Below are 15,502 nucleotides of genomic sequence, written 5' to 3' on the forward strand. Positions count from 1 at the left end.
CGCTTGAAAAGATGCCACAAAAGGGACATACAGGCTGATGGCGGGAAGAGGGGCCGGAGATGAGTGACAGCGAGCCCGTGCCGTCCGCCGCTCCCCGGGGCACCGCGGACCTCCCCGCCGAGGCACGGAAGATCGCCTCCGGATACGCGTTCACGGGCCCCGCCCTCGATCTCGGCGCGCTGCTGTGGGACGGCACCTGCCACCCGGACGCCCCGGTCCGCATTCCCCTGTCCATGCTCAACCGGCACGGGCTGGTCGCGGGCGCCACCGGCACCGGCAAGACCAAGACCCTCCAGCTGATCGCCGAGCAGCTGTCGGCCCAGGGCGTCCCGGTGTTCCTCGCGGACGTCAAGGGCGACCTGTCCGGCATCGCACGCCCCGGGCAGGAGAACGACCGGGTGCGCAAGCGGTCCGGCGAGGTCGGCCGGCCGTGGACCCCGGCCGGCTTCCCGGCGGAGTTCTTCGCGCTCGGCGGCCTGGGCCACGGCGTTCCCGTGCGCGCCACCGTCACCAGCTTCGGCCCGGTGCTGCTGGCCAAGGTCCTCCGGCTGAACCGGACCCAGGAGCAGTCCCTCGGCCTGATCTTCCACTACGCCGACACCAAGGGCCTGGAGCTGATCGACCTCAAGGACCTCAGGGCGGTGGTCGCCTTCCTCACCTCGGACGAGGGCAAGGCCGAGCTGCGGAGCATCGGCGGCCTGTCCAGCGCCACGGCCGGGGTGGTCCTGCGCGCGCTCACCGTCTTCGAGGCGCAGGGCATGGCGGACTTCTTCGGCGAGCCGGAGTTCGACACGGCGGAATTCCTCCGTTCGGCCGAGGACGGGCGCGGCATCGTCTCCGTGCTCGAACTCCCCGCCGTGCAGGACCGGCCCCTGCTGTTCTCGACGTTCCTGATGTGGCTGCTCGCCGACCTCTTCCACGACCTGCCCGAGGTCGGGGACGCCGACAGGCCCAAGCTGGTGTTCTTCTTCGACGAGGCCCACCTGCTGTTCGACGACGCCTCCGAGGCGTTCCTGGACTCCCTCACGCAGACGGTACGGCTGATCCGGTCCAAGGGCGTCGGGGTCTTCTTCGTCACCCAGACCCCCAAGGACGTCCCCGCCGACGTCCTCGCCCAGCTCGGCAACCGCGTCCAGCACGCCCTGCGCGCCTTCACCCCCGACGACCAGAAGGCCCTGAAGGCCACCGTGCAGACCTTCCCGAGGTCGGCGTACGACCTGGAGGAACTGCTCACCGGTCTCGGCATCGGCGAGGCCGTGGTGACCGTGCTCAGCGAGAACGGCGCCCCGACCCCGGTCGCGGCCACCCGGCTGGGCGCCCCGGAGTCCCTGATGGGCCCGGTGGACGCGGCCGAACTGGACCGGGCGGTCCGCGACTCCTCGCTGCACGGCCGTTATGCACAGGCTGTGGACCGCGAGTCGGCCTACGAGAAGCTGAGCGCCGCCGCGCCCGCGCAGCAGGCACCGCCCCCGAGGGCTCCGCGGGCCCCCGACAGGGAGCCGTCCCTGGTCGAACAGGTCGTCGACAGCGGGATGTTCAAGTCCCTGGCCCGTTCGGTCGGCACCCAGCTCGGCCGGGAGATCACCCGCTCCCTGTTCGGCACGGCCCGGCGGAGGCGGTAGCCCGCCCCCGCCGGCACCGGTTCAGCGGTCCCGTTTCCCGGGCTGCCGCTGGGATTCCTCCTTCCGTTCCGGCTTTGGCGCCGTACCGCGCCTGGCCTCCGCGCGCAGCAGGGCGCGCAGAACGGCGTACGGGTCCATGGGCATGGCGGTGCTCCTTGCGTCGAGCCGACTGACCTGTGCGGGGCGCGGGTCTGTCAGCAGCGCAGGACCACCGTGCGCAGCAGGGCCGGGGCGTACGGCTCCCGGGGCGTGGTGGAGCACGGGCGTGGGGCCGGCCGGGCCGGTGACGCGGGGGCGGAGAGGGGTGCGGGGCGTTCGGGTACGTCGGCCCGGTGGACGGCGCGGGCGCAGGGCCGTACGAGCGTGCCGAGGACGTCGTGCTCGAAGGTCTCGGCCGCCGCGCCGAGCGCGGGTGCCGCCTGGGCCTGCACATGGGCGCCGGGCACCCACAGGGCGAGCAGCAGCGCGAGCATCCGCAGCCAGGTGCGGCTGCGGGGACTGCGCGCGGTTCGGCTCACGGCAGGGTTCTCCCCCCGGCGGGCGGGGGTGCAGCACGCGGGGCCCGGGATCCGCCCGCTCGGCGTAGGTGAGGGCCCGGCGGTTGACGCCGGCGGTCACACCGTGCGGGGCACCGCCTTGGCCCGGCTGCGGATGCCGAACGCGGTGACGATCTCGGTGATGCCCACCACGAGCAGCCAGATGCCGCCGACGAGGGTCAGCACGGCGATCGACCGGAACGGCGAGTCGATGAGCACGATCCCGGCGATGAAGGTGACGATCCCGAGGAAGATCTGCCAGCCCCGGGCGGGCATCCGGGAGTCGTGCAGCGCGGCCACGGTCTGGGTGATGCCGCGGATCAGCCAGCCGATGCCGATCCACAGGGCGAGCAGCAGGATCGACTGCATGGGCCCGCGGAAGCAGAACAGACCGAGCAGGATCGACAGCGCACCGCTCATGAAGGCCAGCACGCGCAGCGAGGTCGCCTTGTGCGTGCCGAAAGCGGCGACCAGTTGGAAGATGCCGCTGACGACGAGGTAGACGCCGAAGAGGACGCCGGCCACGAGGAGCGAGTGGCCGGGCCAGATCAGGACCAGGATCCCGAGGATCAGCGAGGCGATCCCGGTGACCAGGACGACCTGCCAGGCGGCCCGGGACAGCGCGTGCAGGGGGCCCTCGAACGGCGGCTCGGGCTCGTGGTGCCCGCCCGTGGGCGGTGTCGCGTGGACGCGCCGGTCGTCGTACTCACGCTCACGGCCCCACTGCGGGCCGCTGTTGGGTGCCTCGGTCATGGTCCATGCTTGGACCGCGCGGAGGACCCCCGCCAGCCGGGTGGGCCGATCGGCTTACCTCGCCCCGGCCTGCTTCCCGCCCGCCTTGGCGGCCTTCGCCGCCGCCTTCGTCTCCTGCTTGTGGGCGCGCACCTTGGCCAGCGACTCCGGTCCGGTGATGTCGGCGACGGACCGGAAGGACTTCGCCTCGCCGTACGCGCCCGCGGCCTCCCGCCACCCCGTGGGCGCGACCCCGAGCTGCTTGCCGAGCAACGCGAGGAAGATCTGCGCCTTCTGCTTGCCGAACCCCGGCAGTTCCTCCAGGCGTTGCAGCAGTTCCTGCCCCGACCGGACGTCCCGCCAGACCGCCTCCGCGTCCCCGTCGTAGTGCTCGACCAGGTACTGGCACAGCTGCAGGATCCGCTTCGCCATCGACCCCGGGTAGCGGTGCACGGCGGGTTTCTCGGAGAGCAGCGCGGCGAAGGCCTCCGGGTCCATGGCGGCGATGTCGTGCGCGTCCAGGTCGTCGGCGCCGAGCCGGTCGGCGATGGTCCGGGGGCCCTTGAACGCCCATTCCATCGGCACCTGCTGGTCGAGCAGCATCCCCACCAGGGCGGCGAGCGGGGAGCGGCCGAGCAGCGCGTCGGCCTCGGGGTCCTGGGCGAGGTGCAGCGTCACGTCCATGGGTCGATGATCTCGCGGGCTCGGGGACGGCGCGCGCCGGTGCCGGGGCGTACGGCGTGTACCGGTCCCCGAGCGTCCGGCCGTCCCCCGCTCGCGTACGATTCCCCGTGAAACTTAGGCAAGGCTTACCTAAAGTAGACCTGAAGTAGAGGGAGCCCCGGGGTGACCGCCGAGACCTACCGTGACGCCTGGGGCATCCCGCACCTGCGCGCGTCCGACGCCCGCGAACTCGCCCACGCCCAGGGCCGGGTGACCGCCCTGGACCGGGCCTGGCAGCTGGAGGTCGAACGCCACCGCTCCCGGGGCACCTCGGCCTCCTTCCTCGGCGCCGGGGCCCTGTCCTGGGACGTCCTCGCCCGCCGGGCCCGCCTCGACGACACCGCCCGCCGCTGCTTCGCCGCGCTGGAACGCCGGGACCCCGAGACCGCCGACTGGGTCCGCGCCTACGTCGACGGCGTCAACGACGGCCTGCCCGCCGGCGCCCGCCGCGCCCCCGAGTTCACCCGCACCGGCCTCACCCCGGGCCGCTGGCGGCCGTGGACCCCGCTGGCCGTCTGGCTCGCCACCCACATCCTGTTCGCCGGTTTCCCCGCCAAGCTCTGGCGCGAGCAGGCGGTACGGCACCTGGGCCGCGACGCCGTCCGCCTCTTCGCCACCGACGGCCCCGGCACGGCCGGCAGCAACGGCTGGCTGCTCACCGGGGCCCGCACGGCGAGCGGTCACGCCATCGTCGCCGGTGACCCGCACCGGTTCATCGAGGACCCCGGCGTCTATCAGCAGATCCGCCTGTCCTGCCCCGAGTTCGACGTCGTCGGACTCGCCGTCCCCGGCGTCCCCGGCATCGCCCACTTCGGCCACACCGGCACGGCCGCCTGGGCCATCACCAACGCCATGGCTGACTACCAGGACCTCTACCGCGAACGGCTGCGGCGCACCGGCGCCGGCGTGGAGGCCCTCGGCCCGGACGGCCACTGGCACCGGGCCGCACGGCACACGGAGACCGTGGAGATCGCGGGCGAGCCGCCCGTCGAGATCGAGCTGATCGAAACACCCCGCGGCCCGGTGATCGCCGGCGGTCCGGAGGGCCTGGAGGCGGGGCTCACCCCCGAGCGTCCACACCCCCCCCAAGCCGCCGAAGGCGACGTCGAGGCGCTCGCCCTGCGCTACCCGCCGCGCGTCACGGAGGACCTCGGTCTCAGCGCTCTGCTCCCCCTCCTGCGCGCTCGCACCGTCGCCGACATCGACCGGGCCCTGGACGCCTGGGCCGAGCCCGTCAACGTCGTACAGGCCGCCGACACCCGGGGCCACACCCTCCACCGCGTCGCCGGCCGCGTCCCCCTCCGCGCCGAGGCCAACCGGCTCCACCCGGTCCCCGCCTGGCAGCCCGGCCACGACTGGCAGGGCACGCACCGGACGCCGTACGCCGAACCGGCCGACGGCATCGCGGTGATGGCCAACCAACGCGGCCTGGCCACGCCCCTCGGCGTCGAGTTCGCCCCACCGCACCGCGCCGACCGCATCCGCGCCCTCCTCGGCACCCGCCGCTCCTGGACCGCCGACGCCATGCCCGCGATCCACACCGACACCCACCTCGGCTCCGCCGCGCCCCTCCTCGACCACCTCGCCGCCCTCGACGGACTCACCCCCGAAGCGGCCCGCCTCCGCGACCGCCTGCTCGCCTGGAACCGCCACATGGACGCCGGCAGCACCGACGCGGCGGCCTACGCGGCCGTGCGCTCCGCCGTCGTACGCCACCTCGCCGCGCACCCGGTGTTCGCCCCGCTCGCCGAACCCCCCGCCTACCCCGAGGTCCTGCTTCCCTGGCTGGCCCTCGTCCCCCGCATCGGCCACGCCCTCGAACACCTGCTGCGCGCCGAGGAGTTGTACGGCATCGACCGCCCGGCCACCGTCCGCGCCGCCCTGGAGGAGGTGGCCGCCCAGCCCCCGCACGGCACCTGGTCCGACACCCACCGCCTGAGCCCCTGGCGCGCACTGCCGGCCCCGGAGCCGTCCGCGGAACCCGGTCTCGCCGGCGACCACGACTGCGTGCTCTGCACCTCCGCCGTCCCCGGCCTCACCGACCGCGCCGCCCGCGGCCCCGCCGCCCGCTACATCTGGGACCTGGCCGACCGCGACAACAGCCGCTGGGTGGTCCCCTTCGGCGCCGACGGCGTCCCCGGCACCCCTCACCACACCGACCAACTCCCCCTCTGGCTCACGGGAGAACTGGCTCCGATCGTCACCGACTGGGCCCTGCTGGAACCCGACCGCACCGAGGAGACCGATGTCTGACCTGTACGAACACCACATCGACGGCTACGGCACCGTCCGTGTCCGCCCCCTCGACCCGGCGGCCGACGCGACCGTGGTCCACGCCTGGGTGCGTGCGGAACGCGCCGCCTTCTGGGGCATGACCGGCCTCACCCGGGACCAGGTCGCCGAGACCTACGCCCACATGGCGACCCTCGACACCCACCACGCCCGCCTCGTCACCAAGGACGGCACGCCGGCCGCCCTGCTCCAGACGTACGAACCGGCGGCCGACCGGGTCGGCGAGTGCTACGACGTACGCCCCGGCGACCTCGGCGTCCACGTCCTCCTCGCCCCCGCCGGCCCCGCCGGACCCCGGCCCGGCTGGACCACCGCGCTGCTGACGGCGATGACGGCGTACGCGCTGCTCGGCCTCGACCGGCGACGGCTCGTGGTCGACCCGGACGTGCGCAACACCAAGGCCATCGACCGCTTCGAGCGCCAGGGCTTCGTCCGCGGACCGGCGGTCGTCCTCCCCGAGGTGGACGTCCCCGACGTCCACCTGCCCGAGAAGCACGCCCAACTCGCCTTCCTCGAGCGGGCGGTAGCCTTCCCCGGGTGACGACGACGCCACACGAGCTGATCGCCCACTACGGACTCGAACCGATCCCCCGCGAGGGCGGACTGTTCCGGCAGACGTGGGCGGGGCCCGAGCGGCCGGACGGCCGGCCCGAGGGCTCCGCCATCGTCGCCCTGCTCACCGCGGACGACTTCTCCGCCCTGCACCGCCTCCCCGCCGACGAGATCTGGCACTTCTACCTCGGTGACCCGCTCCACCTGCTGCTCCTCGCCCCGGACGGCACCACCCGCAGCACCGTCCTCGGCCCCGACCTGCGCTCGGGACAGCACCTCCAGCTGACCGTGCCGGCCCGCACCTGGATGGGCGCGCGGGTGGCGCCGGGCGGCGCCTGGACGTTCTTCGGCTGCACGATGGCCCCCGGATTCACCTACGCGGACTACGAACACGGGAACTCCGAGGAGCTGACGGCGCGTTACCCCTCCGAAGCCGCCCGCATCACGGAACTGTGCCGTCCATGACCCTGCTCGACGGACAGACCGCCCTGGTGACCGGCGCGGGTGGCGGCATCGGCCGCGCCATCGCCCTGCGCTTCGCCCAGGAAGGTGCCGCGGTGGCCCTGCACTGCCGTACGGCGGTCGCCTCGGCCGGGGAAGTGGCCGCCCGCATCCGGGAGTCGGGCGGCGAGGCCGTCGTGCTCCGGGCGGACCTGACGGACGAGGACGCCTGTCACCGGCTGGTCCGGGAGACCACGGACTGGTCCGGTGGCCGACTCACCGCCCTCGTCAACAACGCCGCCGTCCAGCCGGTCCAGCCCCTGCCCGGCATGACGGCGGCGCAGTGGCGCACCGTCGTCGACACCAATCTCACCAGCGTCTTCGCCTGCACCCAGGCCGCCGCCGCCCATCTGCGCGAGCACGGCGGCGGCACCATCACCCACCTCGCCTCCATCGAGGCCGCCCACCCCGCCCCCGGCCACGCGCACTACGGCGCGGCCAAGGCCGCGGTGGTCATGCACGCCCGCGCGGCGGCCCTGGAGTACGGCCCGGCGGGCATCCGCGTCAACACGGTCTCGCCCGGCCTGATCGACCGCGAGGGCCTGGCGGAGACCTGGCCGGAAGGCGTACGGCGCTGGCTCGCCGCCGCCCCCACCGGCCGCCTCGGCCGCGCCGAGGACGTGGCCGACGCCTGCGTGTTCCTGGCCTCGCCGCTGGCGTCCTGGATCACCGGTCACGACCTGGTGGTGGACGGCGGGGTCTCGGCGCGGCCGACCTGGTGAGCAGCCGGAGCCCCGGCCCGGCCGGCCCGGTGAGCACGGCGGCCGATCTCTCCGTACCTGTACGAGGCACACGGTCGCGCGGGGACGGAGGGAACGACGTGCACCAGACACGCCAGGACCGGGAGCGGGACCGCGGCCAAGGCCGGGAACCACGCCGGCCAACACTTCTCCGGACCTCTGTGCGCACATCTCCGCGAACACCCCTCCCGACCTCCCTCCGGGCACGCCCGCGACCGGCCCTGCGCCACCTGACGCTCCTCTGCACGGCCGTCCTCCTGCTCCTGCTCGGCACCGCGGCCCCCGCCTCGGCCCACGCCGCCCTGCGCCGGAGCGACCCCTCCGACGGCACGGTCCTGAAGACGGCCCCCCGGCAGGTGACCCTGACCTTCAGCGAGTCGGTCGGTCTGCTCGACGACTCCTTCCGGATCTACGACCCCCGTAACCACCGGATCCGCACCGGCCCCGCCGAGCACGCCTCGGGCCGCTCCGCCACCGCCCGCGTCCCCCTGCCGGCCAGGCTCGCCACCGGCACCTACACGGTGGCCTGGCGGGTGGTGTCGGCGGACAGCCACCCGGTGTCCGGCGCGCTCACCTTCTCGGTCGGCAAGCGCACCGCGACCACGGCGAGCCCCGTCGCGGACGACACGGAGAACCCGGCGACGGCGGCCCTGTACAACATCGCCCGCTACCTCGCCTATCTCTCCCTGGCCCTGCTGCTCGGCACGGCGGCGTTCGTGGCGTACTGCCGCCCGCGCGTGACGTCCCCGCTGCGCACCCCCGCCCTGGCCGCCGCCGTGACGCTCCTCGCCTCGACGGCGGCCCTGTTCCTGCTGCGGGCCCCGTACGAGGAGGGCACGTCCCCGGTGACGGCCCTGTCCCTGTCCGCGCTCACCCGGACGGCGACGACCCGGCCCGGCGAGCTGCTCCTCGCCCGGCTGGCGCTGCTGCTCCTGGCCGGGGCCGGCGCGGCCCTCCTGCGGGCCCGCCGCAGAAGGCTGCCCCGCCGTACGGCCCTCGCCGTGTCCGCGGCCCTCACCCTCCCGCTGGCCCTGACGTGGACGACGGCCGAACACGCCTCCGCGGGCCTCCAGGTCCCGCTGGCGATCACCTCGGCGACCCTGCACCTGCTGGCCATGGCGGCCTGGCTGGGCGGCCTGGCGGCGCTGCTGCGCACCCTGCGGCGCACGGCACACGACCCGGCCGCCCTCCCCGTGCCGGTCCTCACCCGGTTCTCCCGCCTGGCGCTCGCCTCGGTGACGGTCCTGGCCCTCACCGGCGTCTACCAGTCCTGGCGGGGCCTGGGCTCCTGGCAGGCGCTCACGGACACCACGTACGGCCGCACCCTGCTGGCCAAACTGGCCGCGGTGACGGCCCTGCTGCTGGCAGCGGCCTGCTCCCGCACCTGGACGAAACGCCTGACCCGGCACTCACCGGCCTCGGCCCCGTCCCCGCAGCGCGCCCGCACCCCCGAACCGGCCACCGTCCCCTCGGCACCCCCCTCGCCGGCACCCCCCTCGCCGGCACCGTCCCCGCCCCCGGACCGGCCCGCCCCGCCCCCCGCCGTCTCCTTCCACCTCCTCCGCCGCTCGGTGCTGGCCGAGGCGGCCGTGGCCGGTGTCGTGCTGGCCCTGACGACCCTCCTGACGACCACCCCGCCCGGCCGCACGGCGACGCAGGCGGCCGACTCCCCGGCGCCGACGTCCGGCATCGCCACGGCCTCGGTCACGACGATCCCGTTCGACGTCGGCACGCCCGGCGGTCACGGCAGCGTCCAGATCACCCTGGATCCGGGCCGGGTCGGCGGGAACTCCGTCCAGGCGGTCGTCTACGGCCCCGACGGCGGCCTCTCCACGGTCCCCGAACTCCGGATCACCCTCACCCTCCCCGCCCAGCGGATCGGCCCCCTGGACACCAAGGTCACCGACCGCGGCGGCTACTGGGCCGCGGACTCCTTCGACCTGCCGATCCCGGGCCGCTGGACCCTGAAGGCGACGGTACGGGTCTCCGCCCTGGACCAGGTGACCGTCTCGGCACCGCTGCGGGTGGCGGGATAGGCCGAAACACGGAATGGCTCCACGGAGGACTGGCTACTCGTTCCGCACGGGGTTCGGCAGACAGCCCCGCAGGGCTCTCCGGGCGTGTGCTCGGGGAGCCTGCCCGCACGGCCGTCCACGACATGACAGCGCTCGCGAGGCAGCGCAGGCTGGGGCAGGGGTGAGGAGACGAAAGGTCACTCATGCCGCGATCCATGCGCGCGCTCGTCGCCACAGAGGTCGGCGAGCCGAACGATGTCCTGCGGCTGGAATCCCGGCCTGTTCCCACGGCAGAAGCCGGCCAGGCGTTGATCCGGGTGAAGGCGACCCCGATCCACGCCAGCGATCTGCACGTGCTGCGTGGTCGCTACGGATTCCTCCCCGAGTTCCCCACCGTCGGCGGGCACATGGAATGCGTGGGCCGTATCGAGGCCCTGGGGCCGGACACCGAGGGACTGGAGATCGGCGAGCGCGTCGTGGCCGTCGCCGTCCCGGCCGTACCCGGGCCGCGCGTGGCCGGCACCTGGCAGGAGTACCTCGTCGCCGATACGCACAGGCTTCTGCCGGTCCCCGACCGGCTGAGCGACTCCAGCGCCTGCCAACTCGCTGTCAACCCGTTGACCGCGCTCCTCCTGGTGACGCGTGAACTCGAGGCACAGCCGGGCGAATGGCTGTTGCAGACGGCGGCGGGCTCCACCGTCGGCCGGCTCGTCATCCAGCTGGCCAGGCATCTGGGTGTGCGCACGATCAACGTGGTGCGGCGGCGCGATGCCGTCGACGAGATCAAGGCGCTCGGTGGCGACGAGGTCATCTGCACCGAGGACGAGGACCTGGTGCAGCGGGTCGCTGAGATCGCCGGACCGGCCGGCGTGCGCAAGGCCGTCGACTGTGTCGCGGGCCCCGTAGGTGCCCAGGTGTCCCAGGCCTTGGCTCCGGGAGGAGAGGTCGTGGTCTACGGCGCCCCTCTCGCCCCATCGGCAGACCGACCCGGCGGCGCTGACGATCCCGCTGTCGGCGCGCTCGGTCATCTACGAGACCAAGGTGGTCCGCGGCTTCTGGCTGAACCGCTGGTTCGGCACCGCCTCACCCGCGGATGCGCTGAGCGCGCTGTCCGAGGTCCGCGGTCTCGTCGCCGACGACGTGCTGAGCATCCCCCGAGGCCGGCCGTTCCCGCTCGAACGCTTCACCGAAGCCGTCTCGTTCGCCGAGACACCCGCTCACGGCGCCAAACCGCTCCTCGTCCTCGAGGACGGCCGGGACGAAGGCGACGCGTAGGGCGCCGGGGGCGCCCGCACGCCATGTGACGGGAGTCATGCTCCGCGAGGGCGCCCGGCGAGTCACCCAGCGAGTCGGAACCGAGAACGACAACGTCGAAGGGCCCCACTGCGAACAGTGGGGCCCTTCGACAACGTGCCCGGTGAGGCACTGGCGGAGGATACGAGATTCGAACTCGTGAGGGGTTGCCCCCAACACGCTTTCCAAGCGTGCGCCCTAGGCCTCTAGGCGAATCCTCCGCCGGAAACATTACATGACCGAGGGGAGTGCTCGCGAACCCGTTCCCGCAGGCCGTCCTCGGGTGCGGTCCGCGGCCCGCCTCGGGTACAGATCGCGGCCCGCGATCGGGTACTGTGGGGCGCAGCCCCTCACGTGGCGCTATCTGACTGAACTCCCCCAGGGCCGGAAGGCAGCAAGGGTAAGTCGGCTCTGGCGGGTGCGTGGGGGGCCCTTGCGTTTCCCCGAGGACGCGGGAAATGCGGTGGACCGCCGAGGGGGCGGGCGTCTCGGGCGGAGCCCGTTGTCAGTGGGCGCCTATAACCTCGTATGCGTGTCGTCTCTCGCCCTGTACCGCCGCTATCGCCCGGAGACCTTCGCGGAGGTCATCGGGCAGGAGCATGTCACCGACCCGCTGCAGCAGGCGCTGCGGAACAACAGGGTCAATCACGCGTACCTGTTCAGCGGGCCGCGTGGGTGCGGGAAGACCACCAGCGCGCGCATCCTCGCCCGCTGCCTGAACTGTGAGCAGGGACCCACTCCCACCCCCTGCGGGGAGTGCCAGTCCTGCCGGGACCTCGCGCGCAACGGCCCGGGCTCGATCGACGTCATCGAGATCGACGCGGCCTCCCACGGTGGTGTGGACGACGCCCGTGACCTGCGTGAGAAGGCCTTCTTCGGCCCCGCCGGCAGCCGGTACAAGATCTACATCATCGACGAGGCCCACATGGTCACGTCTGCCGGCTTCAACGCGCTGCTGAAGGTGGTCGAGGAGCCGCCGGAGCATCTGAAGTTCATCTTCGCCACCACCGAGCCCGAGAAGGTCATCGGCACCATCCGGTCCCGGACCCACCACTACCCCTTCCGGCTCGTGCCGCCCGGCACCCTGCGCGACTACCTCGCCGAGGTGTGCGGGCGGGAGGACATCCCGGTCGAGGAGGGCGTGCTCCCGCTCGTCGTGCGTGCCGGCGCCGGTTCCGTGCGTGACTCCATGTCCGTCATGGACCAGCTCCTCGCCGGTGCCGGCGAGGCCGGTGTGACGTACGCCATGGCGACCTCGCTGCTCGGGTACACCGACGGTTCCCTGCTCGACTCCGTCGTCGAGGCCTTCGCCACCGGTGACGGGGCCGCGGCCTTCGAGGTCGTGGACCGGGTCATCGAGGGGGGCAACGACCCGCGCCGGTTCGTCGCCGACCTCCTGGAGCGGCTGCGCGACCTGGTGATCCTCGCCGCCGTGCCGGACGCGGTGGAGAAGGGGCTCCTGGACGCCCCGGCCGACGTCCTGGAGCGCATGCAGGTCCAGGCCTCCACCTTCGGTGCCGCCGAGCTGAGCCGCGCCGCCGACCTGGTCAACGAGGGCCTGACAGAGATGCGCGGCGCCACCTCGCCCCGCCTCCAGCTGGAGCTGATCTGCGCGCGCGTGCTGCTTCCCGCCGCCTACGGCGACCAGCGCTCGGTGATGGCCCGTCTCGACCGCATCGAGCGCGGCGTCAGCTTCTCGGCCGGCGCCGGCGCGCCAGCCATGGGCTACGCCCCCGGACCCGAGGCCCACGGCGGCGTGCCCGTCCCGCCTGGCGGCGGTGCGGCCGCCGCCCGGGCGGCCGTGCGGTCGGGGGGCCCGCAGGCCTCGGGGGCTCCGGGAGGGACCCCGGGAGCGGTGCAGGGGCCGGGAGCCGTCGGCGCCCCGGCCGCCGCCCCTGCGCCCGCTTCCGCCCCGGCACCGGCACCCACCCCCGCCCCGGCCGCTGCCTCAGCCCCCCTGTCTGCGGCCGAGGAGGCCCCGGCCCCGGCACCCGCAGCCGCGCAGTCCCCCGCTCCTGCCCCCGCCGAGCCCGTCGCGCCCTCCCCGTCCGCTCCCGGCGCCTGGCCGACCGCGGCTCCCGCGGGCGGCGGCCGACGTCCCGGTGGCTGGCCCACGGCCGCATCCGCGGGGAGCGGCGGCCGGCCCTCCCCGGCGCCCGCCGCCGCGGCCCCGGCCGGTGCCCCGCCTTCCGGCTCCCCGCAGGCGGCCCCGCCGCAGGCCGCCGGGTACACGCCCCCGGCCGGTGGCCTCGACCCCCGCATGCTCTGGCCGAACATCCTGGAGGCGGTCAAGAACCGCCGCCGCTTCACCTGGATCCTGCTCAGCCAGAACGCCCAGGTGACCGGCTTCGACGGCACCACCCTCCAGCTCGGCTTCGTCAACTCCGGGGCCCGCGACAACTTCTCCGGCAGCGGCAGCGAGGACGTGCTGCGGCAGGCGCTGGCCGAGCAGTTCAACGTGCAGTGGAAGATCGAGGCGATCGTCGACCCGTCCGGTGGTGGCTCCGCGCCCCCGCCCGCGGGCGGCTCGCCGGGTTACGGCGGCGGGGGCGGCTACGGCGGTGCGCCGGCCGGTGGCACCGGCCACGGCGGTGCGCCTGCCGGCGGCGGTGGTGGCTACGGCGCCCAGTCCGCCGCCCGCCCGGCAGCGCCTCCGTCGGCACTGCAGCCGCCTGCCGCTCCTCAGGGCGGCTCGGCGGCGGCACCCGCCCGCCCGGCCCCGCAGCCCGCCGCGGCGCCCGAGCCGCCGGCTCCGGTCGCCCCCGAGGACGACATCCCCGAGGACGACGATCCGGACCTGGACGAGTCGGCCCTGTCCGGCCACGAGCTGATCGTCCGGGAACTGGGGGCGACGGTGGTGGAGGAGTTCTCGAACGAGTAGGGCCCGGCCCGCCGGGACCGGTGCCGAGCGACCCGCGCCCCGCGCTCTTGGAGGAAGCCCCAACTCCACCGGCGCCCGAGCTTCGGCGACCTTGCCAGTAGGCTGACCCCGTGAAGGTCCTCGTCATCGGCAGCGGCGCCCGCGAACACGCCCTGTGCCGCTCCCTGTCCCTCGACCCCGACGTCACCGCGCTGTACTGCGCCCCCGGCAACGCCGGCATCGCCGAGGTCGCCGAGCTGCACCAGGTCGACGCGCTCGACGGCACGGCGGTCGCCGAGCTGGCCGGCCGCCTCGGCGCCGAGCTGGTCGTCGTAGGCCCGGAGGCCCCGCTGGTCGCCGGGGTGGCCGACGCCGTGCGCGCGGCCGGCATCCCGGTCTTCGGCCCGTCCGGTGAGGCCGCCCGGCTGGAGGGGTCCAAGGCCTTCGCCAAGGACGTCATGGCGGCGGCCGCGGTGCCGACCGCCCGCTCCTACGTCTGCACGACGGCCGAGGAGATCGCCGAGGCCCTGGACGCCTTCGGTGCCCCCTACGTCGTCAAGGACGACGGCCTGGCCGCTGGCAAGGGCGTGGTCGTCACCGACGACATCGAGGCCGCCAAGGCGCACGCCGCCGCCTGCGACCGCGTGGTCATCGAGGAGTTCCTTGACGGCCCCGAGGTCTCCCTGTTCGCCGTCACCGACGGCGAGACGGTCGTCCCGCTCCAGCCCGCCCAGGACTTCAAGCGCGCCCTGGACGGCGACGAAGGCCCGAACACCGGTGGCATGGGCGCGTACTCGCCGCTGCCGTGGGCCGACCCGAAGCTGGTCGAGGAGGTGCTGCAGTCGGTGCTGCAGCCGACGGTCGACGAGCTGCGCCGCCGCGGCACCCCGTTCTCCGGCCTGCTCTACGCGGGGCTGGCGATCACCTCGCGCGGGGTGCGGGTGATCGAGTTCAACGCCCGCTTCGGCGACCCCGAGACCCAGGTCGTGCTGGCACGGCTGCAGACGCCGCTGGCCGGTCTCCTCATGGCCGCCGCGACCGGCCACCTCGCCGACCTGGCACCCCTGCGCTGGAGCGAGGAGGCGGCCGTCACCGTCGTCGTCGCCTCGCACAACTACCCCGGCACCCCTCGTACGGGCGACCCGATCACCGGCCTGGACCAGGTGGCCGCCGAGGACGCCCCGCACGCGTACGTGCTGCACGCCGGGACCAGGCGCGACGGCGACGCGGTCGTCAGCGCGGGCGGACGCGTGCTGTCCGTCACGGCCGTCGGCGAGGACCTTGCTCAGGCGCGCGAGCGGGCGTACCGGGCGGTGGACCGCATCCGCCTGGACGGCTCCCAGCACCGCACGGACATCGCGGCGAAGGCGGCGCAGGCGTAGGCGTCCTCGACGGCCGTAGCGGCGCATTCTCGACTTGATCGGGCCCCGGAGCGGAATCCGGGGCCCGATCTTTGCTGTCTGTCACCCAGCTCTGACCAAAGCCATTCCATCGAGTGAGCAATCGCCTATATGGCTGACGGGGGCCAGGGCCCCAACTAGGGTGCCGCGCAAGCGTTCCGGCACTTGGCCCACCGGCATTGCGATGTCAGTGGCGGGTGCCACAGTGGGGGAGTGAGCAACACCAGGACAGCACG

Annotated in this window: 13 protein-coding genes, 1 tRNA gene, 1 other RNA gene and 1 pseudogene; 11 read left to right on the forward strand and 5 right to left on the reverse strand. The window is 74.1% G+C overall.

Annotated elements, in window-relative coordinates; all coding sequences use genetic code 11:
• Positions 1 to 59: 59 nt before the first annotated feature.
• Positions 60 to 1,622: a helicase HerA-like domain-containing protein gene (locus tag ACIHEJ_RS36805; RefSeq protein WP_400142074.1), complete on the forward strand. Its 1,563-nt coding sequence runs from the start codon at positions 60 to 62 to the stop codon at positions 1,620 to 1,622.
• A gap of 21 nt (positions 1,623 to 1,643) precedes the next feature.
• Here the strand turns inward: ACIHEJ_RS36805 and ACIHEJ_RS36810 are convergent, their stop codons facing one another.
• From ACIHEJ_RS36810 to ACIHEJ_RS36825, 4 genes are all read right to left on the reverse strand, one after another.
• Positions 1,644 to 1,766: a hypothetical protein gene (locus ACIHEJ_RS36810; RefSeq protein WP_400142076.1), complete on the reverse strand. Its 123-nt coding sequence runs from the start codon at positions 1,764 to 1,766 to the stop codon at positions 1,644 to 1,646.
• A 50-nt stretch (positions 1,767 to 1,816) separates the two neighbouring features.
• Positions 1,817 to 2,140, reverse strand: coding sequence for a hypothetical protein (locus ACIHEJ_RS36815; protein WP_400142078.1), 324 nt, complete (start codon positions 2,138 to 2,140; stop codon positions 1,817 to 1,819).
• A gap of 96 nt (positions 2,141 to 2,236) precedes the next feature.
• A complete protein-coding gene (locus ACIHEJ_RS36820; RefSeq protein WP_400142080.1) occupies positions 2,237 to 2,911 on the reverse strand; it encodes an HdeD family acid-resistance protein in 675 nt (224 codons plus the stop codon).
• A 54-nt stretch (positions 2,912 to 2,965) separates the two neighbouring features.
• Entirely contained in the window at positions 2,966 to 3,574 is a 609-nt protein-coding gene (locus tag ACIHEJ_RS36825) for an HhH-GPD-type base excision DNA repair protein (RefSeq protein ID WP_400142082.1), read from the reverse strand.
• A gap of 162 nt (positions 3,575 to 3,736) precedes the next feature.
• Here ACIHEJ_RS36825 and ACIHEJ_RS36830 point away from each other — a divergent pair, with 162 nt between their 5' ends.
• From ACIHEJ_RS36830 to ACIHEJ_RS36860, 7 genes and pseudogenes are all read left to right on the forward strand, one after another.
• Complete coding sequence (locus ACIHEJ_RS36830) at positions 3,737 to 5,866, forward strand: penicillin acylase family protein (protein ID WP_400142084.1); 2,130 nt, start codon at positions 3,737 to 3,739, stop codon at positions 5,864 to 5,866.
• Entirely contained in the window at positions 5,859 to 6,446 is a 588-nt protein-coding gene (locus ACIHEJ_RS36835) for a GNAT family N-acetyltransferase (RefSeq protein ID WP_400142086.1), read from the forward strand. Before ACIHEJ_RS36830 ends, ACIHEJ_RS36835 begins: the two co-directional genes overlap by 8 nt.
• Positions 6,443 to 6,922, forward strand: coding sequence for a cupin domain-containing protein (locus ACIHEJ_RS36840; RefSeq protein ID WP_400142088.1), 480 nt, complete (start codon positions 6,443 to 6,445; stop codon positions 6,920 to 6,922). Before ACIHEJ_RS36835 ends, ACIHEJ_RS36840 begins: the two co-directional genes overlap by 4 nt.
• Positions 6,919 to 7,680: an SDR family NAD(P)-dependent oxidoreductase gene (locus tag ACIHEJ_RS36845; RefSeq protein ID WP_400142089.1), complete on the forward strand. Its 762-nt coding sequence runs from the start codon at positions 6,919 to 6,921 to the stop codon at positions 7,678 to 7,680. Before ACIHEJ_RS36840 ends, ACIHEJ_RS36845 begins: the two co-directional genes overlap by 4 nt.
• A 239-nt stretch (positions 7,681 to 7,919) precedes the next feature.
• Positions 7,920 to 9,734 (forward strand): copper resistance CopC/CopD family protein, encoded by a 1,815-nt coding sequence (locus ACIHEJ_RS36850; RefSeq protein ID WP_400142220.1) that lies wholly within the window; start codon positions 7,920 to 7,922, stop codon positions 9,732 to 9,734.
• Positions 9,735 to 9,928: 194 nt separating this feature from the next.
• Positions 9,929 to 10,627: pseudogene (locus ACIHEJ_RS36855) on the forward strand (zinc-dependent alcohol dehydrogenase family protein); the annotation flags it as partial.
• A 127-nt stretch (positions 10,628 to 10,754) separates the two neighbouring features.
• On the forward strand, positions 10,755 to 10,988 hold the full coding sequence (locus ACIHEJ_RS36860; RefSeq protein WP_400142224.1) for a hypothetical protein: 234 nt from the start codon (positions 10,755 to 10,757) through the stop codon (positions 10,986 to 10,988).
• A 151-nt stretch (positions 10,989 to 11,139) separates the two neighbouring features.
• Here ACIHEJ_RS36860 and ACIHEJ_RS36865 read toward each other — a convergent pair.
• Positions 11,140 to 11,227 (reverse strand) — tRNA-Ser (locus ACIHEJ_RS36865).
• Between the two features lie 120 nt (positions 11,228 to 11,347).
• Here ACIHEJ_RS36865 and ffs point away from each other — a divergent pair.
• The 3 genes from ffs to purD all read left to right on the forward strand — a co-directional run bounded on the left by ffs (position 11,348) and on the right by purD (position 15,248).
• An RNA gene (gene ffs / locus ACIHEJ_RS36870) (signal recognition particle sRNA small type) lies at positions 11,348 to 11,444 on the forward strand.
• Between the two features lie 94 nt (positions 11,445 to 11,538).
• Positions 11,539 to 13,887: a DNA polymerase III subunit gamma and tau gene (locus tag ACIHEJ_RS36875; protein ID WP_400142091.1), complete on the forward strand. Its 2,349-nt coding sequence runs from the start codon at positions 11,539 to 11,541 to the stop codon at positions 13,885 to 13,887.
• Between the two features lie 110 nt (positions 13,888 to 13,997).
• Positions 13,998 to 15,248, forward strand: coding sequence for a phosphoribosylamine--glycine ligase (gene purD, locus ACIHEJ_RS36880; RefSeq protein ID WP_400142092.1), 1,251 nt, complete (start codon positions 13,998 to 14,000; stop codon positions 15,246 to 15,248).
• Positions 15,249 to 15,502 lie beyond the last annotated feature (254 nt).

Origin of the sequence: Streptomyces sp. NPDC052301, from assembly GCF_044593395.1 — a bacterium.
In the GTDB taxonomy this organism is placed as follows: Bacteria; Actinomycetota; Actinomycetes; order Streptomycetales; family Streptomycetaceae; genus Streptomyces.

Bases quoted from the DNA above. Each gene is read 5' to 3' on its own strand.
- ACIHEJ_RS36805 (WP_400142074.1), top strand. From the start codon at position 60: ATGAGTGACAGCGAGCCCGTGCCGTCCGCCGCTCCCCGGGGCACCGCG.
- ACIHEJ_RS36810 (WP_400142076.1), bottom strand. From the start codon at position 1,766: ATGCCCATGGACCCGTACGCCGTTCTGCGCGCCCTGCTGCGCGCGGAG.
- ACIHEJ_RS36820 (WP_400142080.1), bottom strand. From the start codon at position 2,911: ATGACCGAGGCACCCAACAGCGGCCCGCAGTGGGGCCGTGAGCGTGAG.
- ACIHEJ_RS36825 (WP_400142082.1), bottom strand. From the start codon at position 3,574: ATGGACGTGACGCTGCACCTCGCCCAGGACCCCGAGGCCGACGCGCTG.
- ACIHEJ_RS36835 (WP_400142086.1), top strand. From the start codon at position 5,859: ATGTCTGACCTGTACGAACACCACATCGACGGCTACGGCACCGTCCGT.
- ACIHEJ_RS36845 (WP_400142089.1), top strand. From the start codon at position 6,919: ATGACCCTGCTCGACGGACAGACCGCCCTGGTGACCGGCGCGGGTGGC.